The 25,562-nt window shown below is 65.3% G+C and carries 19 protein-coding genes, 2 tRNA genes and 7 pseudogenes; 15 read left to right on the forward strand and 13 right to left on the reverse strand.

What is annotated here, in order from left to right:
* Positions 1-3 precede the first annotated feature (3 nt).
* Positions 4-444, forward strand: a pseudogene (locus G4Q83_RS24530) (IS3 family transposase); the annotation flags it as partial.
* 73 nt (positions 445-517) lie between these two features.
* Here G4Q83_RS24530 and G4Q83_RS07880 read toward each other — a convergent pair.
* The 4 genes and pseudogenes from G4Q83_RS07880 to G4Q83_RS07890 form a co-directional block, all read right to left on the reverse strand.
* A complete protein-coding gene (locus G4Q83_RS07880) occupies positions 518-1,195 on the reverse strand; it encodes an IS5 family transposase (protein WP_211288376.1) in 678 nt (225 codons plus the stop codon).
* 47 nt (positions 1,196-1,242) lie between these two features.
* Positions 1,243-1,512: pseudogene (locus tag G4Q83_RS24535) on the reverse strand (transposase); the annotation flags it as partial.
* A 64-nt stretch (positions 1,513-1,576) separates the two neighbouring features.
* Positions 1,577-2,375: pseudogene (locus G4Q83_RS07885) on the reverse strand (IS5 family transposase).
* Between the two features lie 42 nt (positions 2,376-2,417).
* Positions 2,418-3,005 carry a type IIL restriction-modification enzyme MmeI gene (locus G4Q83_RS07890; protein WP_343068483.1) on the reverse strand — a complete coding sequence of 196 codons (588 nt, stop codon included), beginning with the start codon at positions 3,003-3,005 and terminating at the stop codon, positions 2,418-2,420.
* A 457-nt stretch (positions 3,006-3,462) separates the two neighbouring features.
* Between G4Q83_RS07890 and G4Q83_RS07895 the strand changes: the two genes are divergently transcribed.
* Positions 3,463-4,446 carry an IS5 family transposase gene (locus G4Q83_RS07895; RefSeq protein ID WP_185817191.1) on the forward strand — a complete coding sequence of 328 codons (984 nt, stop codon included), beginning with the start codon at positions 3,463-3,465 and terminating at the stop codon, positions 4,444-4,446.
* Between the two features lie 450 nt (positions 4,447-4,896).
* Here G4Q83_RS07895 and G4Q83_RS07900 read toward each other — a convergent pair whose 3' ends face one another.
* From G4Q83_RS07900 to G4Q83_RS07920, 5 genes are all read right to left on the reverse strand, one after another.
* Positions 4,897-5,400, reverse strand: a complete 504-nt coding sequence (locus G4Q83_RS07900) for a PIN domain-containing protein (RefSeq protein WP_128421819.1) — start codon at positions 5,398-5,400, stop codon at positions 4,897-4,899.
* A 5-nt stretch (positions 5,401-5,405) separates the two neighbouring features.
* Positions 5,406-7,892, reverse strand: coding sequence for an HsdM family class I SAM-dependent methyltransferase (locus G4Q83_RS07905; RefSeq protein ID WP_128421818.1), 2,487 nt, complete (start codon positions 7,890-7,892; stop codon positions 5,406-5,408).
* Positions 7,889-8,371 carry a hypothetical protein gene (locus G4Q83_RS07910; RefSeq protein WP_128421817.1) on the reverse strand — a complete coding sequence of 161 codons (483 nt, stop codon included), beginning with the start codon at positions 8,369-8,371 and terminating at the stop codon, positions 7,889-7,891. The genes G4Q83_RS07905 and G4Q83_RS07910 overlap by 4 nt, the downstream gene beginning before the upstream one ends.
* 246 nt (positions 8,372-8,617) lie before the next feature.
* Positions 8,618-8,707: transfer RNA gene (locus G4Q83_RS07915), tRNA-Ser, on the reverse strand.
* 158 nt (positions 8,708-8,865) lie between these two features.
* Positions 8,866-9,852, reverse strand: coding sequence for a LysR family transcriptional regulator (locus tag G4Q83_RS07920; protein WP_128421816.1), 987 nt, complete (start codon positions 9,850-9,852; stop codon positions 8,866-8,868).
* A 124-nt stretch (positions 9,853-9,976) separates the two neighbouring features.
* Between G4Q83_RS07920 and G4Q83_RS24065 the strand changes: the two genes are divergently transcribed.
* Positions 9,977-10,105: a hypothetical protein gene (locus G4Q83_RS24065; RefSeq protein ID WP_281402009.1), complete on the forward strand. Its 129-nt coding sequence runs from the start codon at positions 9,977-9,979 to the stop codon at positions 10,103-10,105.
* 117 nt (positions 10,106-10,222) lie between these two features.
* On the opposite strand, the pseudogene G4Q83_RS24540 reads toward G4Q83_RS24065, so the two are convergent.
* Positions 10,223-10,349, reverse strand: a pseudogene (locus G4Q83_RS24540) (IS5/IS1182 family transposase); the annotation flags it as partial.
* Positions 10,350-10,412: 63 nt separating this feature from the next.
* Here G4Q83_RS24540 and G4Q83_RS07930 point away from each other — a divergent pair.
* The 4 genes and pseudogenes from G4Q83_RS07930 (at position 10,413) to G4Q83_RS07945 (ending at position 15,397) form a co-directional block, all read left to right on the forward strand.
* Positions 10,413-11,563: pseudogene (locus tag G4Q83_RS07930) on the forward strand (IS3 family transposase).
* A gap of 718 nt (positions 11,564-12,281) precedes the next feature.
* A complete protein-coding gene (gene xylB / locus G4Q83_RS07935) occupies positions 12,282-13,775 on the forward strand; it encodes a xylulokinase (RefSeq protein WP_128421337.1) in 1,494 nt (497 codons plus the stop codon).
* A 29-nt stretch (positions 13,776-13,804) separates the two neighbouring features.
* Positions 13,805-15,145 (forward strand): xylose isomerase, encoded by a 1,341-nt coding sequence (gene xylA / locus G4Q83_RS07940; RefSeq protein ID WP_128421336.1) that lies wholly within the window; start codon positions 13,805-13,807, stop codon positions 15,143-15,145.
* Between the two features lie 63 nt (positions 15,146-15,208).
* The gene (locus G4Q83_RS07945; protein ID WP_128421335.1) at positions 15,209-15,397 is read left to right on the forward strand and encodes a hypothetical protein; all 189 of its coding nucleotides are present in this window, start codon (positions 15,209-15,211) and stop codon (positions 15,395-15,397) included.
* Here the strand turns inward: G4Q83_RS07945 and G4Q83_RS07950 are convergent.
* A protein-coding gene (locus G4Q83_RS07950) for an IS3 family transposase (RefSeq protein ID WP_128421334.1) occupies positions 15,394-16,496 on the reverse strand; the annotation gives its coding sequence in 2 pieces (ribosomal slippage) (positions 15,394-16,238 and positions 16,238-16,496; 1,104 coding nt in all). The genes G4Q83_RS07945 and G4Q83_RS07950 overlap by 4 nt on opposite strands.
* Before the next feature lie 95 nt (positions 16,497-16,591).
* Between G4Q83_RS07950 and G4Q83_RS23190 the strand changes: the two are divergent.
* Positions 16,592-16,711, forward strand: a pseudogene (locus G4Q83_RS23190) (IS1595 family transposase); the annotation flags it as partial.
* Positions 16,712-16,736: 25 nt separating this feature from the next.
* Positions 16,737-16,982: pseudogene (locus tag G4Q83_RS07955) on the forward strand (GTP cyclohydrolase, FolE2/MptA family); the annotation flags it as partial.
* A gap of 229 nt (positions 16,983-17,211) precedes the next feature.
* Here G4Q83_RS07955 and G4Q83_RS07960 read toward each other — a convergent pair.
* Positions 17,212-17,286 (reverse strand) — tRNA-Glu (locus G4Q83_RS07960).
* 82 nt (positions 17,287-17,368) lie between these two features.
* On the opposite strand from G4Q83_RS07960, the gene pcnB reads away from it, so the two are divergent.
* The 6 genes from pcnB to pgi all read left to right on the forward strand — a co-directional run bounded on the left by pcnB (position 17,369) and on the right by pgi (position 23,232).
* Positions 17,369-18,733, forward strand: coding sequence for a polynucleotide adenylyltransferase PcnB (gene pcnB, locus G4Q83_RS07965; RefSeq protein ID WP_128421333.1), 1,365 nt, complete (start codon positions 17,369-17,371; stop codon positions 18,731-18,733).
* Positions 18,730-19,242, forward strand: a complete 513-nt coding sequence (gene folK, locus G4Q83_RS07970) for a 2-amino-4-hydroxy-6-hydroxymethyldihydropteridine diphosphokinase (RefSeq protein ID WP_128421332.1) — start codon at positions 18,730-18,732, stop codon at positions 19,240-19,242. The genes pcnB and folK overlap by 4 nt, the downstream gene beginning before the upstream one ends.
* Before the next feature lie 31 nt (positions 19,243-19,273).
* On the forward strand, positions 19,274-20,092 hold the full coding sequence (panB, locus tag G4Q83_RS07975; protein ID WP_128421331.1) for a 3-methyl-2-oxobutanoate hydroxymethyltransferase: 819 nt from the start codon (positions 19,274-19,276) through the stop codon (positions 20,090-20,092).
* Positions 20,089-20,928 carry a pantoate--beta-alanine ligase gene (gene panC, locus G4Q83_RS07980; protein ID WP_128421330.1) on the forward strand — a complete coding sequence of 280 codons (840 nt, stop codon included), beginning with the start codon at positions 20,089-20,091 and terminating at the stop codon, positions 20,926-20,928. The genes panB and panC overlap by 4 nt, the downstream gene beginning before the upstream one ends.
* Positions 20,929-21,340: 412 nt before the next feature.
* Positions 21,341-21,721: an aspartate 1-decarboxylase gene (panD, locus tag G4Q83_RS07985; protein WP_128421329.1), complete on the forward strand. Its 381-nt coding sequence runs from the start codon at positions 21,341-21,343 to the stop codon at positions 21,719-21,721.
* On the forward strand, positions 21,718-23,232 hold the full coding sequence (gene pgi, locus G4Q83_RS07990; protein ID WP_128421328.1) for a glucose-6-phosphate isomerase: 1,515 nt from the start codon (positions 21,718-21,720) through the stop codon (positions 23,230-23,232). Before panD ends, pgi begins: the two co-directional genes overlap by 4 nt.
* Before the next feature lie 193 nt (positions 23,233-23,425).
* Here the strand turns inward: pgi and G4Q83_RS07995 are convergent, their stop codons facing one another.
* Positions 23,426-25,399: a PhoX family protein gene (locus G4Q83_RS07995; RefSeq protein WP_128421327.1), complete on the reverse strand. Its 1,974-nt coding sequence runs from the start codon at positions 25,397-25,399 to the stop codon at positions 23,426-23,428.
* Positions 25,400-25,562 lie beyond the last annotated feature (163 nt).

The raw sequence follows: 25,562 nt of genomic DNA on the forward strand, positions 1-25,562 counted from the left end.
CAGGTGATCCAGCAGTGGCAGGAGAAGGCCCAGCAGACTGCCCGGCTGTGCCGGTTGCTGGGAGTGAGTCGTTCGGGGGTGTACGCGGCGCGCCGACGGCGGTCAGCCCCGCGCGTTGGCGCGCTCGTGGCGGCCTTGCAGGCCGCCTTCCAGGCCAGCGGCGGCAATTACGGCAGTCGCCGGTTGAGCGCCAGCTTGAAGGCCCAGGGCCTGCCCGCTGGCCGCCACCGGGTCCGCCGGCTGATGAAGCAGCAAGGACTGAAGGCGCGTTGGAAACGCAAGTTCATCCATACCACTGACAGCCGGCACGATTTGCCCGTGGCGGCCAACGTCCTGGACCGGCGCTTCAAGCCCAGCGCACCCGACCACGCCTGGGTGGCCGACATCACCTACATCCGCACAGAACGCGGCTGGTTGTATCTGGCCGCCGTGCTGGACCTGTACTCGCGCAAGATCGTGGGCTGGGCGATGGCCCCGACGATGCCCGCCAAGCGGGTCTGCCAGCCGCCGTTTCCGCTCACGCGGGCACGATCCCCTGGCTCTGCAGCCGCGCCAGCCGCATCAGGTTGTGCGCGGCGACCTTCAGGCCGATCACCACCTGGGCACGCGCCAGGCCAATCGTCCGTCGGCATTTGCCGCCCTGCTGGGTGAGCCGGGCAAACGGGTGTTCGCCCAACGCCCGGTCCTTGGCGATGCGATGGTTCCGACGCTGCTGGACCGGACTGAGCGGCTGGTCCGCCTGGCCCTTGTGCTGGATGTCCGCTCGGTAGCCTTGTCGCCTGAGCTCGGCTTCCCGGGCCCGGTTGGCATAGGCGCTGTCGGCCCCTACCGTACGCCCGGTGTTGGCCGGATCGAGCAGCGTCTCAAAGTGCCGGCTGTCGTGCACGTTGGCCGCGCTCACCTCGTGCCGGCCGATGAAGCCCCTGCGCCGATCCGTGTTGGCGTGCAGCTTGTAGCCGTAATGGGCCTTGCCATGCTTGCGCGTCCAGCGCGCCTGTACATCTTTCTGCCCTCGCTTGGCATCGCTCCAGCCTTGCGGCTTCTGGCCCTGCTTGATCTGGGCGTTCTCCTCCGGCGTGTTGCGCTGGATCGGCGCACTGACGATGCTCGCATCGACGATCTGTCCGCCCCGGGCAATGAACCCGCCCCGCTGATCTCGCCGATCAGATCCTGCTTCTTGAGCCGATCGCGCCACACCCAGATCGTCTTGGCATCGGGCACCTTGCCACTGTGCTCCAGTCCCAGGAAGCGCTGGAAGCTGCGACGGTCCAGTACCTGGTACTCCAGCGCCTCCTCGCACAGGTTGTACAACTGTTGCAGCAACAGCAGCCGGATCATCAACTCCGTCGGCCACGCCGGGCGGCCGCCCTTGCGGCCGGTGCCCAGGCGAAGTCGGCCATCGATCACCGCTGCGATCGCGGCGAAGTCGATGTGCCGCCACAGCAACTCCAGTGGATCGCTCAATTGCTCGCGCTTGGCTTCGCGCTCGGCTCCGGCAAACAGACTGATCATCGGCACTTACCCCTCGATGGCAATAAAATCATGATGCCAAGAATCGGGGGTTTTTAGAACCTGTTCACGATCTTTTGAGTAGTAGTGTCAGGCATGCCAGGTGGATGAACTGCAAGCTGGTGTTGAGCTTACGCTCGCAGTTCTTCCATAGCCTTCGGTTCTTTTCCAGCCACGCAAAGCTGCGTTCGACGCTCCAGCGCTTGGGCATGACCTTGAAGGTGTGCAGTTCGCTGCGTTTGGCGATCTGCACCGTGACTTGCTTGCCCAGGATCTCTCGTACGCCTTCGGCGAATGGTTCTGCGGTATAGCCGCTATCGCACAACAGGCTTTGCACGTGTCCCAGGTTCGGCTTGCAACGATCCAGGGATTGGAGCGCGCCTTTGCGGTCGGTCACTTCCGCCCTCGTCACCGCGACCGCATGCGGCAGGCCTTGGGTATCGACGGCGATGCGACGCTTGATCCCCGAGACCTTCTTGCCCGCGTCATAACCCTTCTGGCCGGCCGTGTCCGTGTTCTTCACGCTCTGTGCGTCCACGATCAAGAACGTGCTGCAAGCGTTGCGCCCCTGTCTCTGGCGGGCCGCGCCAACCTGATTTTTTGAGCGCCCGCTCCAGCAGGCTCACTTCTTCATCGTCTGGTTCGCTCCACTTGGCAAAGTAGCAGTGCACGGTGCGCCACTTCGGGAAGTCGCTGGGCAGCGCTGGCCACTGACAGCCGGTGCGCAGCAGGTACAGCACCGCGCACCATACGTCCTACAGATCCACGGTCCGTGGCTTGGTACGCTTGCGCGCCTGCTCCAGAATGGAGCGGATCTGCTCGAACCGCTCCCGGCTCATGTCACTCGGATACGTCTTTGTGCGCATCCGCAGAGTTTGCACTACCCGGGAAAGATCGTGAACAGGTTCTTAGAGGTGCCCTTGAGTCCGCAGCTCCTTGTAGGCGAGGATCAGAAAGTTGCCGGAGCCACATGCCGGGTCGAACACGCGGATGCGGCCGAGCCTTTCAAGGAATTCGCGCAGGCGCCCCATGTTCGCTCCAGCCCGTTCCAACTCCGCTTGCAGTGAATCGAGAAGGATGGGCTCCAGCACCTTCATGATGTTGGCTGGCGATGTGTAATGCTGCATCCCCAGTTCGCCGCGCTTCTCAACGTCAACAACGGCCTGAAGCATTGAGCCAAAGATGTCAGGATTGATGAGCTTCCAATTCAGCCCTGCACAGTCGAGCAGAAGCTTGCGGCAACGCCCATCCAGCACCGGCATGGGCACGTCTTCTTCGAACAAGGAGCCGTTTACATACTTCAGCTTCGACCAAGGACGCGTCTCTGACGATCGCTTCTCTGGTGATGTGTCCATGTACTTGAAAGCGCTGTCAAAAAACGCGGCAAGATCACTGCCATCCACGTTCGACTGCCGCACAGCGGTTTCAAACACGTCCTTATCGAAGATGCCGACATCATCCGAGAACAGGCAAAATAGTATGCGCGCCATGAAGATATTAAGCGCGTGACGATCCGCATCTGTCTTCCAACCAGGATTGGCGTCGCGTACCGTACCGCGTCATGGAAGCGCGAAATGAATCGCGTGGCCCGCACATCGGCCATGCGCTCTTTTTTCGGAACGTATCGCTCGTGTCCGCCAAGCGGAAAAAAACGTCGCCCTCCAGCGAGAGCATATCGAGGCCGACACGCAGCGGTTCCTCGTCGAACTTCGGGCTTGTATCATAGGCAGCGATGCGCTCACCATCATAGACGAGCAATATCCGAGGACGTCGTCCCTTAGGTGCAGCGTCAGCTTCCACGCGTATCCGGTCCAGCGCCGCGTCCGCCCCTCCATGTCCGGTCGCTTCGAAACGGAGCATCCGAGCCCACAAGAATGCACCGTCTTTAGGGATGGTCTGAACAACTCCCTCTGATCCTGCGACAATCGTACAAAGCCCAACAGGACAACGACGATGCAATTGTCTTTCGGCGACGCGGAGTACAACGGCAAGCGCAAGCAGACGCGGCGCGAAAGGTTGCTGGCCGAGATGGATCAGGTGGTGCCGTGGAAAGACCTGCTGGCGCTGATCGCGCCGCACTATCCGAAGTCGGGCCATCCGGGCCGTCAGCCGTACCCGCTGGAGACAATGCTGCGCATCCACTTTCTGCAGCAGTGGTACGCACTGAGCGACCCGGGCGCGGAAGAAGCCTTGTACGACACGGCGTCGATGCGCCGTTTCGCCAGGATCGGCGGGTTGGATGAGGTGCCGGACGAGACCACGATCCTCAACTTCCGCCGGTTGCTGGAGACGCACGATCTGGCGCGCACGCTGTTCAACCGGGTCAACGCGCACCTATCGCGCAAGGGCCAGAGCCTGCGCGGCGGCACCATCGTGGACGCCACGATCATTGCCGCGCCCAGCTCGACCAAGAACAAGAACGGCGAGCGCGACCCGGAAATGCACCAGACCAAGAAGGGCAATCAGTACTACTTCGGGATGAAAGCGCACATCGGCGTGGACGATGAGTCCGGGCTGGTGCACCACTTGGAATGCACGGCGGCCAACGCCGCAGATATCACCCAGGCGCACAAGCTGCTGCACGGCAAGGAAGACACGGTATGCGGCGACAGCGGCTACACCGGGCTGGCCAAGCGCGAGGAGATGGCGAGCAAGCGCAAGCTGCGCTATCTGATCGCGGAGAAGCCCTCGAAGCTGAAGCAGATCAAGAGCAAGCGCGAATTGAAGTGGGCACAGCGCTGGGAGCACGCCAAGGCCAGCCTGAGGGCGAAGGTGGAGCATCCGTTCCGGGTGATCAAGCGCCAGTTTGGCTACGTCAAGGTGCGCTATCGCGGCCTGGCGAAGAACACGGCGCAAGTGCTGACGCTGTTTGCGCTGTCGAACCTGTGGCTGAAGCGAAAGCAGTTGCTGCCTGTCGTGGGGAGGGTGTGCCTGTAATCCGGGAAATACCCCGGAAATGCGCCGGAAACGGCGAAAAACCGAGGGTCTGAGCGCCGTGGGCGTGGTCGATATGGCTTGCCTCATCCTCCGACCGCGTTGATCAGACTATCCTTAGCGGTATCGCGCAGTTTCGTGATGGTAGCACGCGGTGCGCCCACCGCCTCCATCAACGCCAAGCCGAACTCGCCTCCTGCTGGAGGCTTCGCGGCGAGATCGTCAAGATTGGAGTATATTTCCCCCGGTGTCAGCATATTCTTCGACTTGTTCCTAGCCTTGTTGCTGTTCGCATCTGTCGCGTTCCGCCGCCGAATCGATTGACGCCGGGTGACAGATCTATTTTCAATTTGATTTTAGCGCATTCTTCTACAGCATTTGGCCAGTCAACAGCAAATACATGCAAGAGGGCCATAATAATTTCAGGTCGTGCGGTCTCATCATGGTTGTCGTTTAGACGATCAGCATTCTAACTTCGTCATCCGCATCGGGAATGCGCTTCATGCGCGCGTCGGCGGTCACGAAAACGAGGTCGCGCTCCTTGGCCTGCGCGCACATCCACAGATCGTTTTCGTCGATGCCGAGTTTTTTGCCTGTGGCCTTGTCTACCCATTCCTCAATATATTTCGGACGATCCTTTCGCAAAACCTTGGCGAGATACTTTTGCGCGATTCGAGCTTTCAGATCGGCGTAGGCAGCCGCGGTATGGTGAGTGATATCTAGGACGGCGTAGGTCCGCGCTTCTGCAAGGATGGCGTCAAGTGCGGGAAGATTTCCCTTGCCGATAACGGCCGCGAGGCGCGTCCCGAACGCGAGTTCGGCAAGCGCGACCGTAGAAACGAAGCGTGGCGCTTCGGCTGGCAACGCGTTCAAAGATTGGCTTTTCTCAGCATGAAGCGGATGCGTCAGATCAAGATAAATCGATAAAACGGTCGTATCGAGGAAATAAGCGTCCATCCTGGTCAAGCCACATAGTCGCGTAGCAGCGTAACCTCTTCATCGGGAAGTGCACGAAAGACCTTTCTGACCCAGTCGCCACTCGCCCGGAACCGGCCGGAGATTCGCTCGGCAAGCGTCAGTCCCGGCACCGGAAACAAGTCGTCCCAATGCGCCCATTGATGAGGAACCGGGCGCTCGGCACCCCGGAAAAAGTTCAGCAACTGGCGCTCATGCCGCAGCGGCAGGTCATACCCACGCAGTACGGCGGCATCGATCGCCGCGAGCAGATGGGCAAGATCCGCACTGCCTTCTGCAAAGAGACGACCCTTGGTTAGGACACTTAGATATTCGTGGACAAGCTCGGGCAGCTCCTTCGGAATGTAGCTCGGCATCGGAGCCTGTGCGACCACGTTTGAACGGAAGCGATCCCTTGGTGAATGAACAGCAAGATAGGCATTGACGATTGGGCCATTCATAACTGCGCTAAAAGCAAGCAGACTTTCCGGCGTCATGTCGGTGAGCGGCCACAGCCCGAAGAACTGCTGCGAGTAGAGGCGCGATTCCCGATCGGCGACCGCACCTACCCGCCAGGGACCTCGGCTAAGCCGTGTCGCATTCATGATGAGCTTCGGCTTCGACCAATCCTGCTCATAGCCCTCACGCAGATTCTCTAGATTAAAATCCAGCCAGGTAGCGTGAACGCCGACATATTGTTGGAAGCGTCGGGCATTCAGATACCCTCTGCGAAAGCCTTCCTTCTCGGCATCGCTTGCAGCGAGATCCTGTTCATAATTCCAGCGGAGCCCCCATCTTGGTTTGAAAATCGTTCCGAGCTGCGGAGCTTCTGCAAGATAAGACCACAAATCGTGCAGGGGCGGAATCCAAAGCTCCCCCGCCGGCTGGACGACTTCCCGAGTGGTCTCGCGCTGAACCGTCGTGCGGCCAGTTCTCAGGAACTCCGCCCGATCTCGGTCGGCAACTTCTGTTGACCGGATTGTAACACGCGTCGATCCTTCGGCTCGCAGATCGCGCGCGACCAGTACAGCGGACTCGACGCTCGATGCGCCAAAAATCCGGTCCGGCAGTTCAACAATCTCGACGAAGCCGTAAAGATCTTCGATGCGGCGACGCTGTTCCGAGAACTGCTTCTCCAGTATGAAGGACCGCGGCAATACGAACCCGATGGCGAGCGGCTGCGCATCAACCACCGCGCTGAGCATTGCGACCGCCTTGGTCGGCTTCCGGCTCGCTTCCGGATAACGCTCCTTTTCTTCTTGGGTGAACGCTTCGAAAGGAGGGTTGCAGACGATCACATTCTTGCCGACCAGCGCCTTTGCCAACGCACCGTCGACGAATAGATCCGCTTCACATATGTGCCAGCCATTGTGGTTGGGATAGTCAGCAAGGATCAAAGAAAGCGTTGCCACCTCGCAGGCGAAGGGATCGATTTCATCACCCGCGATGTGCTCGATCAGAAAGTTGTGACGCTCTTGATCCGACCATCCCACGGGAAGCAGGTCGCGCAAGTGTCTGAGCGCCGATACTAGAAAGACGCCTGCACCAGCGCATGGCTCGTAGATCTGAAGGTCGCTCGGATTATAGCGGTGCAACTCTAGTCGCTGAACGATATACTCAGCCACTTGGCGCGGCGTGCTGTGCGTCCCGAACAGCTTGCGGGCCTCCGGCGTCACCAGCGTATTCTCATACACGAATGCAAGATCGTCCGAGGAGATGTTGGAAAAGTTAATTCCAGCGCGAAGATGTGCCCATGCCGCACCAAACATACGTGTCAGTATGGGATTAGTCCGCCCATCGATTTGTGACAGGCTATAATAACGCTCGATAGCCGTCAGAACCGAAGACAGATTGTCCGCATTCCACTCCGCCGAGAACGGGTGGCGGCGATCCTCTAGAACCTTAGCGGCCAACAAGCGGAATACCACCCTGAACATGGTTCGCACGTCGAGCCGACCCCCACCAGGTGCCTTGCGGGCCAGATCGAGCGTCTCGATAAGCAGGCGGTCAAGCTTGAGATGGATTTCCCCTTCAATCGCCGGCAGGAGCCCTAGGTCGACGAAGTCAAGCTGATGGCCGGCTGCGGGGCTCCCCACCGCCTTTGCGCGATGGATCGCATCAGGATGCCAGTCCGCTTGGTTGCGTTCGAATAGGTGGGTGAGCTGGTCAACCTTGACCTTCTCGATCGCTCTCGGCGGCCCTTCGCTGCGAATTTGCCAGACCGTGACATCATCGCGGTCGATGACAAACAACAACGGCGCACCGAGCGCACGGTGCGACTGGACGAGCTCGATGGTGGAGCGTCCGTCACTTTCAACTACGCCAAAGGCAGCCGAACGATAAGACGGAGGGGTTCGTGTGAACGCAACCAGTGGCACGGTACGCGTATCGTTGCCTTCCGCAAGCACATCAGCAAACGCATAGTCCCGCACCACGGCTTCGGCACGATACCCCGCGCGGTGTGCAGCCAAGGCTATCTGATCGAGCGCGCTCATGGCCGACCTCGTTGCGCCGTTGCAGCGCTCGCGATCGGGATGGGTGGAAAGAGCAAAGATCGTCGCTCCACATGATCGGTTGCTGCAAGCAGTTGCTCGCGCAAGTGCGCAACAATCGCTCTCAGAGGAATGATTATCAGCGGTTGATCGCTGTGCGCTTCCGCCAGCTCTTCAGCGAGGCGCACCTCCGCCTCCTGCAAATTTAAGACAACCTTAGTACGTTCGAGAACCGGCCACGGTGATCTGTTGCACAGCTCAAACAGTGTTTCCGCCATCGGAGCGAGTGCACCAACACGAACCGAAAGGTCGATAGCAAGCGCTCGAATGACCGACGCGGCGACCATGTCGCCTGAGCTGAAACAGGGGCTATGTCCGCGACCGCGATCAAGCGAAACGATGGCCTTTTTCCAGTGCCGATATGTCTCCGGCGCAATCGAGACGGCGCTCCTTAACTGGCCCGGTGTGTAGAAAACTGTCATTTCGTGGCGCTATCAACATGTTGCTGACCACAAGATGCCCTGTTTGCTTCCGGCGCGCAAGCCCTTCTAGGCGATGTTGACACTGCTGCGAGAGCGGAGCGGTGGTGGCGGTGCAACCCGACGAGGGTTACGGAATTGGTAGGGCCTGTGCGAGAACCGGTGTCGGCAGGGCAGCCAACAAAAAGACGCTACCTGGTTGATAATCAAAGAGATAGCTGACCAATTTGTGCGGTAATCGGCGGTGTTTGGCGGAGAGAGTGGGATTCGAACCCACGGAAGGTTTGACCCTTCGCCGGTTTTCAAGACCGGTGCCTTAAACCGCTCGGCCATCTCTCCGATTGCAAGCAACCCGGGCGCACTTCCGCGCCGCGACGCTCACTGTGCCTGCCCCTGCACTCGCTTCCGCCACGTGTCGTGGAGCGCGTGGCCATGCAGCGCGGGAGGGTAGGGTACATGTGCGGCCGCGCATTTTCGCACGATCGCATGGGTTTTGCTCAGCCGGCCTCGACCGCCATCGCGCCCAGGGTCGAATGCTTGGCCTTGGCCCGTTCCGGACAGCTACTGCAATCCAGGCGCGAGGCCTCGATCTGCCGCGGCAGGTGTTCGGCGAGGAAGTCGATGAACACGCGCACCGCCGGCAGCAGGCCGCGGCGGGAGGCGAACACGGCATGGCAGATGCCTTGCGGCAGCGACCATTCCGGCAGCACCACTTCCAGTTCGCCGTTGCGCACCGCATCGGCGCAGACGGTCTCCGGCAGCAGGGTGATGCCGAAGCCGTCCTTGACCATCGATTGCAGCAGCGGGAAGTCGAAGCCGGCCACGCGCGGCTGCAGATCGACGCGGTGCACTTCGCCGGCCGGCCCGTGCAGTTCCCAGCGCTGCCTCGCTTCGTCCTCGCTGATGCTCAAGGTCACGTGCGAATTCAGTTCTTCTGGATCCTTGGGACGGCCGGCGCGGTCGAGGTACTTAGGGCTGGCGACCAGCAGTTCCTGCACGTGGCCGAAGCTGCGCATGACTAGGCTACCGTCGTCGTCCAGGCGTGAGCGCACGCGCAGCGCGACATCGTAGCCTTCGTTGATGATGTCGACGCGGCGGTTGCTGATGTTCAGCTGCAACCGCACCTTGGGGTATTGGTCGAGGAACATCGGCAACAAACGGGGCAGTTGCATCTGCGCCAGCGACACCGGCACGCTGACCCGGACCAACCCGCGCGGCTCGGCACTGAGCCGATCCACCACCTCGCGCGCCGCCTGCGCCTCGGCCAGCATCGTCTGCGCATGGCGATGCACACTCATGCCCAGGTCGGTGACGGCGAAACGGCGGGTGGAGCGTTGCAGCAGGCGCACGCCCAGGTCGGTCTCCAACTGGCTGATGCGGCGGCTGAGACGCGACTTGGGGATGCCCAGGGCTCGCTCGGCCGCGGCGAAGCCGCCGTGGTCGACCACCATCGCGAAATAGTACAGGTCGTTGAGATCGTGCATGTTCTTTCAATATTTAGAACGGTGGGTGAAATCGCGTCAGGGTCATTCTACCTACTCTCTACTCCCACCACGATACATGCGGTGTGACCGGGAGGCCGGCAAGCAAGGAGTGCCCCTGCCGACCGTGATGGCGATGACCCGGCACCGCTCGGTGGCGAGCGTGATTGGGTGCTTTCAGGCGGGCGCGGTCGAGGACAATCCAGCGGCGCGTTTTGCTGAAGTAGTGATCTCGCCCGATTTAGGGAAGGTCTGAGCAACTGACCAGCATCTCTCTGCTTCAATCATCATCGCTGAGAGGAGGGGTGCAGCTGGCTCGAATCGCGTAAATCATGCAGCTTAACTGGCGGCTTATCCTGCCGCCAGGCAGCATCCCCCTGGTCGGCAGCAATTGCCGGCGCACCATCCATGGGTTGGACAGCGCAAAAATGTCAACACCTGGCCGAGTTCTTGGCCAGGCCGCGATAGCGGACCTGGGTGTCGCCGAACTGGCGCTTGATTGGACCGGCCAGCCTTTCGTAGACATCCGGACGCCATAATTGATGGCAATGACCGAGGTGTTTATGGGCAACAGCAAGCAGTACACGGATGAGTTCCGGGCCGAGGCGGTGAAGCAGGTGATCGAACGCGGCTTCACGGTGGTGGATGTGGCCTCCCGAATCGGGATTCCCAAGCACACGCTATACGGGTGGGTGCAGGCCGCCAGGAAGATGGCGCCGGCAGCCGGCGCTGCAGCGGCGTCGACCGACTCAGCGGAGATTCGCCGGCTCAAGGCCGAACTGAGGCGGGTAACCGAGGAGCGCGACATCCTAGAAAAAGCCGCCGCGTACTTTGCCAAGGGGTAAGGGCGAAGTACGCGTTCATGCGTGCGCACGTCCGGGAGTTTCGTCTGGCGACGATGTGCCGGGTGCTGGGCGTGCATCGCAGTGGTTACTAGGCCTGGCTGCGCAACGGCACCAGCGTCCGCGAACGCGAGGACCAGCGCTTGCTGGGCCTGATCAAGCACCACTGGCTGGCCAGCGGCGCGGTGTACGGCTATCGCAAGCTCACCCTGGATCTGCGTGAGGCCGGCGAGCGTTGCAGCCGTCACCGGGTGCGGCGCTTGATGAAGGCCGAAGGCTTGCGAGCGCAGGTTGGCTACGGCAGCAAGCCGCGTTAGCGGGGAGGTCCGGTCGGCGTGGTGGCGAATGTGCTCAACCGGGACTTCATTCCGCAGGCCCCGAACAAGGTCTGGGTCACGGACATCACCTATCTCCGCACCTACGAGGGCTGGCTGTTCTTGGCAGCGGTAATGGAGCTGTATTGGCGCCAGATCGTGGGTTGGGCAACCGCTTCGACAATGACCAGCGATCTGGTGCTGCAGGCACTGGTGGCAGCGGCGTGGCGGCGCAAGCCCGGTCCTGGCGTGATGGTGCACTCCGACCAGGGCTGGCAGTTCACCAGCAGCGATTGGCAGTCGTTCCTGAAGGCGCACCGGATGGTGCCGAGCATGAGCCGACGCGGGAACTGCCATGACAACGCCGTGGCCGAGAGCTTCTTCAGCGTCTTGAAGAAGGAACGTATCAAGCGTCGGATCTACCCGACACGCGCCATGGCGGCATCGGACGTGTTCGACTATATCGAGATGTTCTACAACCCGATCCGCCGGCATGGTTCCGCTGGCGGCGTGTCACCGGTAGAGTTTGAAAGGCGCTACGCGCAGAGCGGCGACTGAGTGTCTACGGAAATCTGGCCGGTCCACTCCCAGCTTTCGCGTGCTTCCCGATACCTTTGGAATCTCCACTTGCTTGACCGACGGCGGGAAGTAAGACCCCGACGACATCCGGTTCCACATGTTTGTACAGATTCTTCGACAGGCCCTGCTCGAAGTCGGCGATGGTCTCATCGTCGACGCCGGCCGCACGCGGTTGGCCTTGACCTGCTGGTATGCCTCCCATACCGTCCGCTTCGCTATGCCGTAAGGTTTCGCCGAGTTCACGCCGCTCATCCCCGGAGGTTGGCGACCTTCGTCGGCAGGATAACGCCGCCCCTTCGCTCCACCCCCATGACAGAGGCTTCATCGCTACTACGGGAGGCTCCGCCCCTCATCCCAGCGTCGGTATTCTTCCTCATGGTGTCGGCCACTCGTCATTTCCCTTTGCATCTGGAACAAGGTTCTCACGTTCCGTACCGAAGCCTGTATTGAGATCATGCCGTCTATACACCGGCTGCCATCTGGTCCGTAAGCAGGTATCGCCCCGATTCGTCCTGAAGCCAATGGTCCACCTCCGTTTTGACAGCGCTTTAGGCATAACGATGCGTCGTCGGACGGTTTGCTTTTATGATGCCCCGTCGATCTCGCTGGACGGGGTGAACCTGCTTGACACCCGCAACGAGAGCTGCCTCGGCGTGGAATCGCGCTACTGCGACTACAACAACCGACTGGTGAAACGATGAGTCTGTACGTGGGATTGGACGTGGGCACGCAGAGCGTGAAGCTGGTGGCCTACGATCCGCAGCGCCGCGAGGTGGTCGCCACCGTCGCCGCACCGATGCAACTGGTCAGCCGCGACGACGGCACGCGCGAGCAGCAGGCGCAGTGGTGGATCGACGGCATCGTGCACTGCTTCGCCGGGCTGGATGCCGGCCAGCGCGCGCGCGTCCGCGGCATCGCGGTGTCCGGGCAGCAGCACGGCTTCGTGCCGGTGGCCGCCGACGGCCGCGTCACCGCGCCGGTGAAGCTGTGGTGCGACACCAGCACCCAGGCCGAGTGCGAGGCGATCATGGCCGCGGTCGGCGGCGTGGCCGGCAGTGTGGCGGTCGCCGGCAACCCGATCCTGGCCGGCTACACCGCCTCCAAGCTGCCGTGGACGCGCAGCCACCGGCCCAAGGCGTACGCGGCGATGGCCACGGTGATGCTGCCGCACGACTACGTGAACTTCTGGCTCACCGGCAAGCGCTTCGCCGAGGTCGGCGACGCCTCCGGCACCGGCTGGCTGGACGTGCGCACGCGGCAGTGGTCTGCGCCCATGCTCGAGGCGGTGGACCCGCTGCGCAACCTCGCCGACGCGCTGCCGCCGCTGGTCGACCTGGGCACGGTGTTCGCGCTGTCGGCCGCCGCCGCGCAGCCGCTGGGGCTGCCGGCCGGGGTGCGCGTCACCACCGGTGGCGGCGACAACATGATGGCCGCGATCGGTACCGGCAACGTGGTGCCCGGGCGGCTGACGATGAGCCTGGGCACCTCCGGCACACTGTTCGCCTATGCCGACCGCCCGGTGGTGGACCCGGCGGCGCGCTGGGCCGCGTTCTGCTCCTCCAGCGGCGGCTGGCTGCCGCTGATCTGCACCATGAACTGCACCGTCGCCACCGAGACCGCGATGCGGCTGTTCGGGCTCGACCGCGCGCAGGCCGAGGCCGCGGTGGCGGCCACGCCGCCGGGAGCCGACGGCCTGCTGATGCTGCCGTTCTTCAACGGCGAGCGCACCCCGGACCTGCCGGCCGCGCGCGCCTGCCTGTTCGGCATGGACCTGCACAACACCACGCCGGCGCACGTCTATCGCGCAGCGATGGAGGGCGCGACCTACAGCCTGCGCAACGGCTACGATGCCTTCACCACGGCCGGGCTGCGCTTCGACACGGTCCTGCTGACCGGCGGCGGCAGCCGCAGCGCGCAGTGGCGGCAGATGGTCGCCGACGTGTTCGACCTGCCGGTGGCAGTGCCGCGCGAGCCGGAAGGCGCGGCCTTCGGCGCCGCGTTGCAGGCGCTGTGGGCGTGCGAGCGTGACGACGGCGGCGAGCCGGATCTGGCGACGGCGGTGCTGGCGCACCAGCAGGTCGACGCCGACCTCGCGGCCACCCCGCACCCGCAGCGCGTCATGCGCTACCAGGTGCATTACCGTACGTTCCTCTCCCATCTGCATGCCGTCGGCCCGCTCTACGCCGGCTGATCCTTTCCCCCGAGCAACAAGGCCCCTTCATGAGCACTTCCGTCTTCATCGGCGCCCGCGAGTACTTCCCGGGCATTGGCCGCATCCCGTTCGAGGGCCGCGGCTCCGACAACCCGCTGGCGTTCAAGGTCTACGACGCCGACAAGCGCATCGGCGACACGACCATGGCCGAGCATCTGCGCTTCGCCGTAGCCTACTGGCACAGCTTCTGCGGTGACGGCGCCGACCCGTTCGGCCCCGGCTCGCGCGCCTATCCGTGGAACCAGGCGGCCACGCCGCTGGCGCGCGCCGAGGCCAGGGCCGATGCCGCGTTCGAGTTCTTCACCAAGCTCGGCGTGCCGTACTACTGCTTCCACGATGTGGACCTGGCGCCGGATGCCGAGGACATCGGCGGGTACGAGGCCAACCTGCGGCACATGGTGGCGATCGCCAAGCAGCGCCAGGCCGACACCGGCGTCAAGCTGCTGTGGGGCACCGCCAACCTGTTCAGCCACCCGCGCTACATGAACGGGGCCTCGACCAATCCCGACTTCGACGTGGTCGCGCGCGCCGCGGTGCAGGTCAAGGCCGCGCTCGACGCCACCGTCGAGCTGGGCGGCGAGAACTACGTGTTCTGGGGCGGCCGCGAGGGCTACGCCTGCCTGCACAACACCCAGATGCAGCGCGAGCAGGCGCATATGGCGCGGTTCCTGACGATCGCCCGCGACTACGGCCGCAGCATCGGCTTCACCGGCAATTTCCTGATCGAGCCCAAGCCGATGGAGCCGATGAAGCACCAGTACGACTTCGACAGCGCCGCCGTGGTCGGCTTCCTGCGCCAGCACGGCCTGGACCAGGACTTCAAGCTCAACATCGAGGCTAACCACGCCACCCTGTCCGGGCACAGCTTCGAGCACGACCTGCAGGTGGCCTCCGACGCCGGCCTGCTCGGCAGCATCGACGCCAACCGCGGCAACCCGCAGAACGGCTGGGACACCGACCAGTTCCCGACCGACCTGTACGACACCGTCGGCGCCATGCTGGTGGTGCTGCGGCAGGGCGGGCTGGCCCCGGGCGGCCTGAACTTCGACGCCAAGGTGCGGCGCGAGTCGTCCGATCCGCAGGACTTGTTCCTGGCCCACATCGGCGGCATGGACGCGTTCGCGCGCGGCCTGGAAGTGGCGCACGCACTGCTGACGACCTCGCCGCTGGAGACCTGGCGCCGCGAGCGCTACGCCAGCTTCGAAGTCGGCGCCGGCGCCGACTTCGCCGCCGGCCGCAGCTCGCTGGCCGACCTGCACGCCCACGCCAGCCGCAGCGGCGCGCCGCAGCAGCGCAGCGGCCGCCAGGAGGCCTACGAGAACCTGATCAACCAGTACCTGCTCCGCTGACGCGGTCCCCGGGCCGGCGCGCCACATGCGCCGGCCCTTCCTTGCACGACACCAAGCGACTCCATGTCCAGCGTTCCCCTCGACCGCACCGCCGGCGCCGGCGAAAACACCCGCTTCATCATCCTGATCAGCTGCGTGGCCACCATCGGCGGCTTCCTGTTCGGGTTCGACAGCGGCGTCATCAGCGGCAAGGACCGGGTGCGGTCAGCGCCGATGCGACATCCCCCCGCCTTGAGTAGCGGTCGACTTTAGAGTCCGGGGTTGATGATATCGGTGTTGGCCAGCTGTTTGGCGTAGGCGGCGGGCGTCAGCCCGCACAGTGCGTTCTTGGGCCGTTCCTCGTTGTACTCCCTGCGCCAGGTTTCGATGATCGTCCGTGCATGCAGCAGGCTTGGGAACCAGTGTTCGTTGAGGCACTCCTCGCGCAGGCGGCCGTTGAACGACTCGATGTAGGCGTTCTGGTTGGGCTTGCCTGGCTGGATCAGACGAAGCTGTACGCCACCTTCGTGTGCCCAGGCCACCATCGCTTTGCCGCAGAACTCCTTGCCATTGTCCGTGCGGATCACCTGCGGCAGCCCGCGGCTCACGGCCAGGCGGTTCAGGACACGGCACACGCCATGCCCCGAGATGGCCCGCTCGACCTCGATCGCGACCGCCTCATGGGTCGCATCATCGGCAATGGCCAGACACTTGAGCGCTCGGCCTTCGCTGGTGCGATCAAACACCAAGTCCATCGACCACACCTGGTTGGCGGCCTCGGGCTTGAGCAACGGTTGGCGCTCGCCCAATGGCACCTTGTTGCGCTTGCGCCGCCGCACCTGCAACTGCGCTTGCCGATACAGCCGTTCCACGCGCTTGTCGTTCACCAGCCATCCCTCCTGGCGGAGCTTGAGATAGATCATTCCCACACCGTCGCGTTTGTGCCGATACGCCAGCTCCACGATCCGCCGGCGCAGCTCCACATTGCGGTCCTGGGCCGGCGTATAACGCAGCGCGCTGGCGCTCATGCACATCACAGCAAGGGCCCGTCGCTCGCTCAGCCCCTTGTCCTTCCAATCACGCACCAGCGCACGCCGCGCCGGTGCGCTCACCACTTCTTTCGCAAGGCATCCTCGATCAGGTCGTTCTCAAACACCTGCTCGGCCAGCAGCTTCTTCAAGCGCGTGTTCTCGGCCTCCAAATCCTTCAAGCGCTTGGCATCGGGCACGCTCATCCCGCCAAACTTGCTGCGCCACAGGTCATAGGAGGCATCGCTGAACCCGTGCCGCCGGCACAAGTCTTTGACCGCCACGCCGGTCTCAGCCTCCCGCAGGAAGCCGATGATCTGTTCTTCGCTGAAACGCTTCTTCATGTCCAATCTCCTGATCGGCGGGGATTGGACTCCAAACCTTGGCGCTACTCAAAATCGGGGGATGTCGTCGCCGGCTGCCGCTGAGGACTGGACTGCTGCTGGGCCAGAGCAAGACGAACCTGTCGGCTTTGGAGTTGATGCGGCATCGTGGGGTGAGCTGTCCAGCTGCCTGGCGGATGAAGCACAAGCGGATGCAGGCCATGGACGAACGGGAAGCGGGGGCGGATGCTCGGCGGCGTGGTGCGTTTGGACCTGGACGCGCTGATCGAACTGGCCGAGCAGAGCCTGCCCACGCCGGTGCAGGCGGCGGTGCGACGCGCCGACGACAGGCATTCGCCCGTCTCAACGACGCCAACCTGATGTGTCCTAGAGGATGCGGCGTGGCGCCTGCAGCAGACGCTGGCGATGCGCTACGACGGCGTGCGGATCCAGGTACGTCACCTGGAAAGCCTGCACTCGCACGATGCGGTGGCCGAGAGCAGAGACCGCGGCGCCGCGTCTCCAGACCGGTTCGCGGCCGGCGAGGGAGCCGACGATCCGTCCTGGTGCAGCGGGCGCGGCGCCCCGGTGATCGCCGACGAGCGCGCCTGCCTGGTCCTACACCAGGGCGTCGTCCGACGGCGTCTCCGCGAACCAGGCCGCAGTGCGTTGCCCATCACGCAAAAGCCCCGGCGAGGCGGGGCTTTTGCGGTCTTCACTGCAGACAAAGCGGCGGTGGTGCTCCCTAGGGGGCTCGAACCCCTGTTTTAGCCTTGAGAGGGCCACGTCCTAACCATTAGACGAAGGGAGCGTATTGGTCGCGTCGGTTGCAGGGCGCTAGTATATGGAGCTAGCCGCCCGCCGGCAATCCCGCAACTCGATACGGAAGCGCCATCATCAATCCGCCAGTTCCATCGCCGTTCACTCTGCACCTGACCCCGCGCGATCAGCACAACGTTTCGCGCAAAGACATCAGTCCCAACGCGCTGCGCGTGCTGTACCGGCTGCGCGAAGCCGGCTTCGGTGCGTACCTGGTCGGCGGCGCGGTCCGCGACCTGCTGGTCGACCTGCAGCCCAAGGACTTCGACGTCGCCACCGACGCCACCCCCGAGCAGGTCAAGCAGCTGTTCCGCAACTGCCGCCTGATCGGCCGCCGCTTCCGCCTGGCGCACGTGGTCTACGGCCGCGAGATCATCGAGGTAGCCACGTTCCGCGCCAACGTCGACGACGGCAGCGGCGACCGCGAGCTCGACAACGGCCGCCTGGTCCGCGACAACGTCTATGGCAGCATCGAGGACGACGCGGTGCGACGCGACTTCACCTGCAACGCGCTGTACTACGCGATCGAGGATTTCTCGGTGCGCGACTACACCGGTGGCTTCGCCGACGTGCAGGCGCGGCTGATGCGCCTGATCGGCGATCCCGAACAGCGCTATCGCGAGGATCCGGTACGCATGCTGCGCGCGGTGCGCCTGGCCGCGAAACTGGGTTTCGAGATCGAACCGGCCACTGCCGAGCCGCTCCCGCGCCTGGCCGGGCTGCTGGCCGAAGCGGCGCCGGCACGGCTGTTCGAGGAAGTGCTGAAGCTGTTCCTGTCCGGCAACGGCGTGGCCAGCTTCGAGGGCCTGGAGCGCTACGGATTGCTGGCCGCGCTGTTCCCGGAAAGCGCGGCGGCGCTGCGTTGCAACCGCAGCGGCGCACTGCGCCGGATGCTGGTCCAGGGCCTGCGCAACACCGATGCGCGGGTGGCCAACGACGAGCCGGTGTCGCCGGCGTTCCTGTTCGCGCTGCTGCTGTGGCCGGCCTACTGCCGTGCGCTGATGGCGCTGCAGAAGCAGGGCATGCAGGTGGAGGAGGCGCAGCGCCGCGCCGCCGACCGGGTGACCCTGCACCAGTTGAGCACGGTTGCGCTGCCGCGGCGCTTCTCGCTGCCGATGCAGGAGATCTGGCTGCTGCAGTCGCGCTTCACCTCGCGCCAGCGCAAGCGGGCGCTGCGCACGCTGTCGCACCCGCGCTTCCGCGCCGCGTTCGATTTCCTGATCCTGCGCCAGTCGGCCTCGGCCGAGCACGAGGCCGACATCGCCTACTGGCGCGAACTGCAGCAGCAGCCCGGCTATGCGCCGCCGCCGCGCGGCTTCGACCCGGAGATCGACTATGTCGGCGACGAGGTGGCGGTGGCCCCGGCCGACAGCGAGGAAACCCCCAAGCGCCGGCGGCGCCGGCGGCGCCGGCCGGATGCCGCCATCCCAGCCGAGTGAGCGGGCCGCTGCGCGCCGCGCCGGTGCAGGCCTGCATCGGCCTGGGCGGCAACCTCGGCGATGCGGTCGCCACTCTGCGTGCGGCGCTGGCCACGCTGGACACGCTGCCGCAGACCCGCTTGCTGCGGGCCTCGCAGCTGTACCGCAGCCCGCCCTGGGGCAACCAGACGCAGCCGGACTTCGTCAACGCCGCCGCGGTGCTGCAGACCGCGCTGCCGGCGCCGGCGCTGCTGCGGGTGCTACTGGCGCTGGAACGTCGCCATGGCCGCCAGCGCGCCCGCGGCGAGCGCTGGGCACCGCGCACCCTGGATCTGGACCTGTTGCTGTACGCCGACGCGGTGATCGACCTGCCCGGGCTGCAGGTGCCGCACCCCTACCTGCACCTGCGCGGTTTCGCGCTGCTGCCGCTGGCCGAGATCGCCGCGGAGGCGACCATCCCCGGCCATGGAACGGTGCGTGACGTACGCGACCGCATCGGAAGCGACGGGATCGTGGCAATCGGTAGATAATGACCGGCTAATCACCGTGCCGCATGAGCCTATGAGCAGCCACCTCGACAGCAAGCCCTGGACCGTTCCCGCCCTGGCCGAGGCCAAGCGCCGCCAGCAGAAACTGGTGATGCTGACTGCCTACGACGCCGGCTTCGCGCGCGTGCTGGACGCCAACGGGGTGGACATGATCCTGATCGGCGATTCGCTGGGCATGGTGGTGCAGGGCCACGACTCCACGCTGCCGGTGACCGTGGACGACATCGCCTACCATACCGCCGCGGTCGCGCGGGTGCTGCAGCGCGCGCTGTTGGTGGCCGACCTGCCGTTCCAGTCCGACGCCACCCCCGAGCGCGCGCTCGACGCGGCGACCCGGTTGCTGCAGGCGGGCGCGGAGATGGTCAAGCTGGAAGGCGCCGGGCACAAGCTGGAGGTGATCCGCTTTCTCAGCGAACGCGACATCCCGGTGTGCTCGCACCTGGGCCTGACCCCGCAGTCGGTGCTGACCTTCGGCGGCTACAAGATCCAGGGCCGCGAGGAGGCCGCGGCGGCCAAGCTGCTCGCCGACGCCAAGGCCGCGGCCGCCGCCGGCGCCGCGCTGCTGGTACTCGAATGCGTGCCGTCGCCGCTGGCCGCGCGGATCACCGCTGCGCTCGACATCCCCGCCATCGGCATCGGCGCCGGTCCCGACTGCGACGGCCAGGTGCTGGTGCTGCACGATTTCCTGGGCCTGGACAGTGGCCACCGGCGGCCGCGTTTCGTCAAGGATTTCCTGGCCGAGGGCGGCTCCGTCGCCGGCGCCGTGCGCGCCTATGCCGATGCGGTGCGCGCCGGCAGCTTCCCCGACGTCGAACACGCCTACGCCAAATGATCGAAACCATCACCGACCTGGCGCGGCTGCGCACCGTCGTCGCCGGCTGGAAGCGGCAGGGCCTGCGGGTGGCCTTCGTGCCGACCATGGGCAACCTGCACGCCGGGCATTTCTCGCTGGTGATGCTGGCCCGGCAGTACGCCGATCGGGTGGTCTCCAGCGTGTTCGTCAATCCGACCCAGTTCGGGCCGAACGAGGACTTCACCCGCTATCCGCGCAGCCCCGACGCCGATACCAGCGGCCTGGAAGGCGCCGGTTGCGACGTGCTGTGGCTGCCGACGGTGCAGAGCATGTATCCGCTGGGCGTGGAGCTGGCGCTGCGCATGCACACGCCCGGGGTCAGCGAAGTACTGGAGGGCGCCTGCCGGCCGGGCCATTTCGACGGCGTCTGCACCGTGGTCGCGCGCCTGTTCAACCAGGTGCAGCCGGACCTGGCCGCGTTCGGCAAGAAAGATTACCAGCAACTGGCGGTGATCCGGCAGATGGTCGCCGATCTGGCGTTCCCGATCGAGGTCCTGGGCGGCAGCATCGTGCGCGAGGCCGACGGCCTGGCGATGAGCTCGCGCAACCAGTACCTGTCGTCCGAAGAGCGGCCGCGCGCCGCGCAGATCCGCCAGGCCCTGCTGGCGATGCGCGACGGCCAGGTGGCCGGGCGCCCGCGCGCCGAGATCGAGGCGGCGGCGAGCGCGCAGCTGCAGGCCGCCGGTTTCGACGTCGACTACACCGTGCTGCGCCTGCCCGACCTGAGCGAGCCGCACGATGATGAAGGCCCGCGCGTGGCGTTGATCGCCGCGCGGTTGGGCCGCACCCGGCTGATCGACAACCTGGAGTTCTGAGCGCGGCAGCGGGTGGCGGCTGCCGCAGCGCATGCGTCGATACGGTGCTGGACGCCGCTGAGCGTGCGCCATGTCGGTTGGGTCGCCCGTCGCGGCTGATGGCCCGAGGCCACCCGGAGCCGCTCCTGCAGGGGGCTTGCGGCAAGCCGGCTGGGCGCACTGTGGGAGGGGCTTCACCCCCGAGGCTTTGCGGATTCGGACGTTCGACGGTGTCGCCTGTCGTGAGCGACGGCCCGGAGCCATCCGCCGTCGCTTCGATGGCGTTCCTGCAAAGGTCAAACCCTGTCCTGTCACCGATAGGCCGGGACGCATGCCGGACAACGCCGCATGCGCCGCCAGCCCTTGCCGCCACTGCCGTTTAACCCCTCGGCTGATAAACTCGCGCGTCTTTCCTCGCCGTAGTACCGCAAGCATGCACCTGAGCCTGTTGAAGACCAAGATCCACCGCGCCACCGTCACCCACTCGGAACTCAACTACGAAGGGTCGATCGCCATCGACGGGCTGCTGCTGGACGCCACCGGCATCCGCGAGTTCGAGCAGGTGCACATCTGGGACGTCAGCAACGGCGCACGCTTCAGTACCTACGCGATCCGCGCCGACGAAGGCAGCGGCATCGTCTCGCTCAACGGCGGCGCCGCGCGCCACGTGCAGGTCGGCGACCTGATCGTCATCGCCGCCTTCGCCGGCATGAGCGAAGAGCAGGCCGCGCGCTTCCAGCCGACCCTGGTCTACGTGGACGGCCAGAACAAGATCACCCACACTAACCACAGCATTCCGAAGCAGGCCGCATGACACAGTCCAACGGTTTCGACGCACTGCATTCCCACGCCCAGCGCCTGCGCGGGGCGCGCCTTCCCGAACTGCTGGCGGCCGAACCCGGCCGCGCCGATGCTCTGGCAGTGCAGGTCGGACCGTTGTACTGCAATTTCGCGCGGCAGAAATACGACCGCGCCGCGCTTGACGCGCTGTTTGCGCTGGCCGCCGAGCACGAGGTGGCAGGCGCGTTCCAGCGCCTGTTCCGCGGCGAGACGGTCAACCCCACCGAAGGCCGCGCCGCGCTGCATACGGCGCTGCGCGGCGATCTCAGCGACGCACCGGTCGCGGCGCAGGCGCATGCCGCGGCGCGCGAGGTGCAGCAGCGCATGCGCGCGCTGATCGACGCGCTGGCGCAGACCGAAGTCACCGACATCGTCAGCGTCGGCATCGGCGGCTCCGACCTGGGCCCGCGCCTGGTCGCCGACGCGCTGCGTCCGGTCGACCGCGCGCGTTTCCGCGTGCATTTCGTCTCCAACGTCGACGGCGCGGCCATGCAGCGCACGCTGGCCGCGCTGGATCGGGCGCGCACCGCCAGCGTGCTGATCTCCAAGACCTTCGGCACCCAGGAAACCCTGCTCAACGGCCAGATCCTGCGCGACTGGCTCGGCGGCAGCGAGCGCCTGTACGCGGTCAGCGCCAACCCCGAGCGCGCCGCCAAGGCCTTCGACATCGCCGCCGGCCGCGTGCTGCCGATGTGGGACTGGGTCGGCGGGCGCTACTCGCTGTGGTCGGCGGTAGGCTTCCCGATCGCGCTGGCGATCGGCGCCGACGGCTTCGAGCAGTTGCTGGCCGGCGCCGCGCAGTTCGACGCGCACGCGCTGAGCGCGCCGCTGGAGCGCAACGTGGCGGTGCTGCACGCGCTGACCACGCTGTGGAACCGCAACGTGCTCGGCTACGCCACGCAGGCGGTGATGACCTACGACCAGCGTCTGGCGCTGCTGCCGGCCTATCTGCAGCAACTGGTGATGGAGAGCCTGGGCAAGCGCGTGCGCCTGGACGGCAGCCCGGTGCAGGCCGATACCGTGCCGGTGTGGTGGGGCGGTGCCGGCACCGACGTGCAGCACAGCTTCTTCCAAGCCCTGCACCAGGGCACCAGCATCGTGCCGGCCGACTTCATCGGCTGCATCCGCAACGACGATCCGTACACGGTCAACCATCAGGCGCTGCTGGCCAACCTGCTGGCGCAGACCGAGGCGCTGGCCAACGGGCAGGGCAGCGACGACCCGCACCGCGACTACCCGGGCGGCCGCCCGAGCACGCTGATCCTGCTCGACGCGCTGACCCCGCAGGCGCTGGGCGCGCTGATCGCGATGTACGAACACAGCGTCTACGTGCAGTCGGTGATCTGGGGCATCAACGCCTTCGACCAGTTCGGCGTGGAACTGGGCAAGCAACTGGCCAGCCAGCTGCTGCCGGCATTGCAGGGCGAAACCACCGAGGTCGCCGACCCGGTGACGCGCGCGGTGCTGGCGCGGTTGCGCGGCTGAGACGCGGGTTCGGTCGTCATGACAACGGGGCTTGCGGGCCCCGTTCTTTTTGCGGCGTCACCGACGTCGCGCGGCGGCAGCAGAGCATGTCGGCATCGTGGGCCGACCAGGCCGCCAGCCGGCGCCGTGCGGCATCCGCTGACGGCCTGGCCGGCCTAACGCGGTCGACCCGGGAATGGATGAATGACGCGTCCTAGCCCAATCGCAGCCCGACCACATCGCCGGTGAGATAGCCCACCGCCGCGCCGTAGCGGTCCTTGTAGTTGGCGCGCACCAACGGGTCGAGCTGCGCCTTGACCTTGTCGTGCAGCGGGCTTTCCCAATCGCCGGGATGCTGGAAGTTGCTCATCACGTAGGTCCAGCCGTGGATCTCGTCGACCGCGTGCAGGCCGGTGGATTCGGCGCCGGCCGGTACCGACAGCAGGCGCGACAGCTTGCCGGTGTCGACGTTGTAGGCCCACAGGAAATTGTTGACGTGCATGGCGCTGTCTTCGCCGATGAACAGCGTGCGCAGGCGCTCGGAGAACTTGATGTTGTCCGGGTTGGCGATGCGCTCGGGGTCGGCGAGGTTGCCCAGCGCGTCGGCGCTGGGCAGGTCGCGGCCGACCAGGGCGCTCGGCGCGGCCATGTGCACCGGCACCCAGTCGCTGCGGATCGGCTGGCCGTCGCGGTCGTGCTGGCCGCCGCGCAGGTCGAGCGCGTAGACCGCGCCGGACGTCGGCCCTTCGACGCGGATGTCGCCGGAACCGTCGAGCATGCTGCTCTGGATGTAGGACATCGCCGAATAGGCGATCTTGTCGCGCACGTTGACGGTGGTGCCTTCCATCTTGGTGAAACCGAGGCTGCCGCCGACCAGGGCGGCATAGCGGTGGGTCTCCAGGAACGCGGCGGCCTGCTCCATGCCCGGACGCAGCCGGATCCAGTTGAAGCTGCCGCTGTAGGGGATGCGGGTATAGCTGGGATCGCCGGGATCGCGGATGGCCACGTCCATGATGTCGGCGATGCGCAGCGCGCCGGCCATGGCCTCGATCTCGGTGCTGCTGGCGCTGCCCAGGCGGATCCAGCGCAGTGCGGCCGCGCCGGGGCCGCTGCCCGACAGCTGCTGCCACTTGGCCACGTACAGACTGCCGCTGGACAGGTCGCATTCGCGGTCGGCGACGAACAGGAACAGGCCGCCGTTGGTGGCGTCATCGCCCATCAGCACGGTGCGGCGATCGGGCATCACCTGCACCAGCTCGTGCGATATCCTACCCAGACAATAGTGCTTGCGGATGCTGCCGGTGCCGTCCGCGTTCACGCTGACTTCCGGCAAATGGCCATAGTGGTAGGGATTGGCGCGCGTGGCGTCGCCATAGAGATGTTCGCTGAAACGCTGGAACTGAGTGTTGCTGGCGATGCTGGCCGCGTCGGGCTCGTATTCCTCGCTGGACAGGTGCGTGTTCCATGGCGACAGGCTGGCGCCGCAGGTGGTCCACAGGCCATGCACCGCCGCGGTATCGACGTTGTGGTACTTGACCAGGCGCAACTGGCCGGTGCGCGGATCCTGGTCCAGGGTCAGCACCGCGATCGGCGCCGGCAACTGGCGAGAGGTGCCGTTGCCGGCGAGGTCGCGCGTGGTGTACTCGAACTGCACCACCGCGAACACGGTGTTGCCGTGCACGCCGGCCACGCGCGCCTGCGGCAGGATCAGCAGCGAGGAGCCATCCGGACAATCGGAAAAGAACGGGCGCTCGGCACCGGGGACCGAGCGGTCCAGGATCGGTCGGTTGTGGATGTCGTAGTAGCCGCCGGCCAGTACGCTGCCGCCGGCACCATCGGGCACCTGGTCGCCGGTGACGAAGAACGGGTGATAGGCGAGGGCGTAGCGGTGCCGGCTGCCGTCGCCGAGGACGATGTCCACGTGCGAGCGCACCGTGGTGGTGGCCATCGCCGCGGGATCGGCCAGCGAGGGCGCGGCCATGCCGTCGAAACTCACCGAGCGCAGTCGCGGCTTGGGTGGGGAGCCGGGCGGTGGAGGTGGCGCGCTGCCGCCATGGCCGGGCGTGCCGCCTACGGCGTCGCAAGCACTCAACAGCGCTGCAGCGGACAAGGTGCCGAGGGGCAGCAAGGGCGTGCCTGCAAGCAGGCGCAGGGCGCGTCGGCGACCGGAATCGGGTAGCTGTGACATCGGGAGGTTCTCCAGAGGGTGGGAATGCATGGCAGGCCCCCCTACGCACCGCCGACTCCGCTCCAAGCTTAGGCGGGCTTTGTGACGCTTTCTTGAAACCGGCGACCGCAGTTGCGCCGACAATGCCGCGCCTCAATGCCGTGGACTGCGTAGTCCACATCTA

The sequence above is a fragment of the Xanthomonas theicola genome (assembly GCF_014236795.1).
Classification (GTDB): Bacteria; Pseudomonadota; Gammaproteobacteria; order Xanthomonadales; family Xanthomonadaceae; genus Xanthomonas_A; species Xanthomonas_A theicola.

What these genes read in the sequence shown, in the direction of transcription:
- G4Q83_RS07945 (WP_128421335.1), top strand. Translation starts at nt 15,209, where the DNA reads ATGTCCAGCGTTCCCCTCGACCGCACCGCCGGCGCCGGCGAAAACACC.
- G4Q83_RS07900 (WP_128421819.1), bottom strand. Translation starts at nt 5,400, where the DNA reads ATGGACGCTTATTTCCTCGATACGACCGTTTTATCGATTTATCTTGAT.
- G4Q83_RS07910 (WP_128421817.1), bottom strand. Translation starts at nt 8,371, where the DNA reads ATGACAGTTTTCTACACACCGGGCCAGTTAAGGAGCGCCGTCTCGATT.
- G4Q83_RS07920 (WP_128421816.1), bottom strand. Translation starts at nt 9,852, where the DNA reads ATGCACGATCTCAACGACCTGTACTATTTCGCGATGGTGGTCGACCAC.
- xylA (WP_128421336.1), top strand. Translation starts at nt 13,805, where the DNA reads ATGAGCACTTCCGTCTTCATCGGCGCCCGCGAGTACTTCCCGGGCATT.
- pgi (WP_128421328.1), top strand. Translation starts at nt 21,718, where the DNA reads ATGACACAGTCCAACGGTTTCGACGCACTGCATTCCCACGCCCAGCGC.
- G4Q83_RS07905 (WP_128421818.1), bottom strand. Translation starts at nt 7,892, where the DNA reads ATGAGCGCGCTCGATCAGATAGCCTTGGCTGCACACCGCGCGGGGTAT.
- G4Q83_RS07895 (WP_185817191.1), top strand. Translation starts at nt 3,463, where the DNA reads ATGCAATTGTCTTTCGGCGACGCGGAGTACAACGGCAAGCGCAAGCAG.
- G4Q83_RS07995 (WP_128421327.1), bottom strand. Translation starts at nt 25,399, where the DNA reads ATGTCACAGCTACCCGATTCCGGTCGCCGACGCGCCCTGCGCCTGCTT.
- xylB (WP_128421337.1), top strand. Translation starts at nt 12,282, where the DNA reads ATGAGTCTGTACGTGGGATTGGACGTGGGCACGCAGAGCGTGAAGCTG.
- panD (WP_128421329.1), top strand. Translation starts at nt 21,341, where the DNA reads ATGCACCTGAGCCTGTTGAAGACCAAGATCCACCGCGCCACCGTCACC.
- panB (WP_128421331.1), top strand. Translation starts at nt 19,274, where the DNA reads ATGAGCAGCCACCTCGACAGCAAGCCCTGGACCGTTCCCGCCCTGGCC.
- panC (WP_128421330.1), top strand. Translation starts at nt 20,089, where the DNA reads ATGATCGAAACCATCACCGACCTGGCGCGGCTGCGCACCGTCGTCGCC.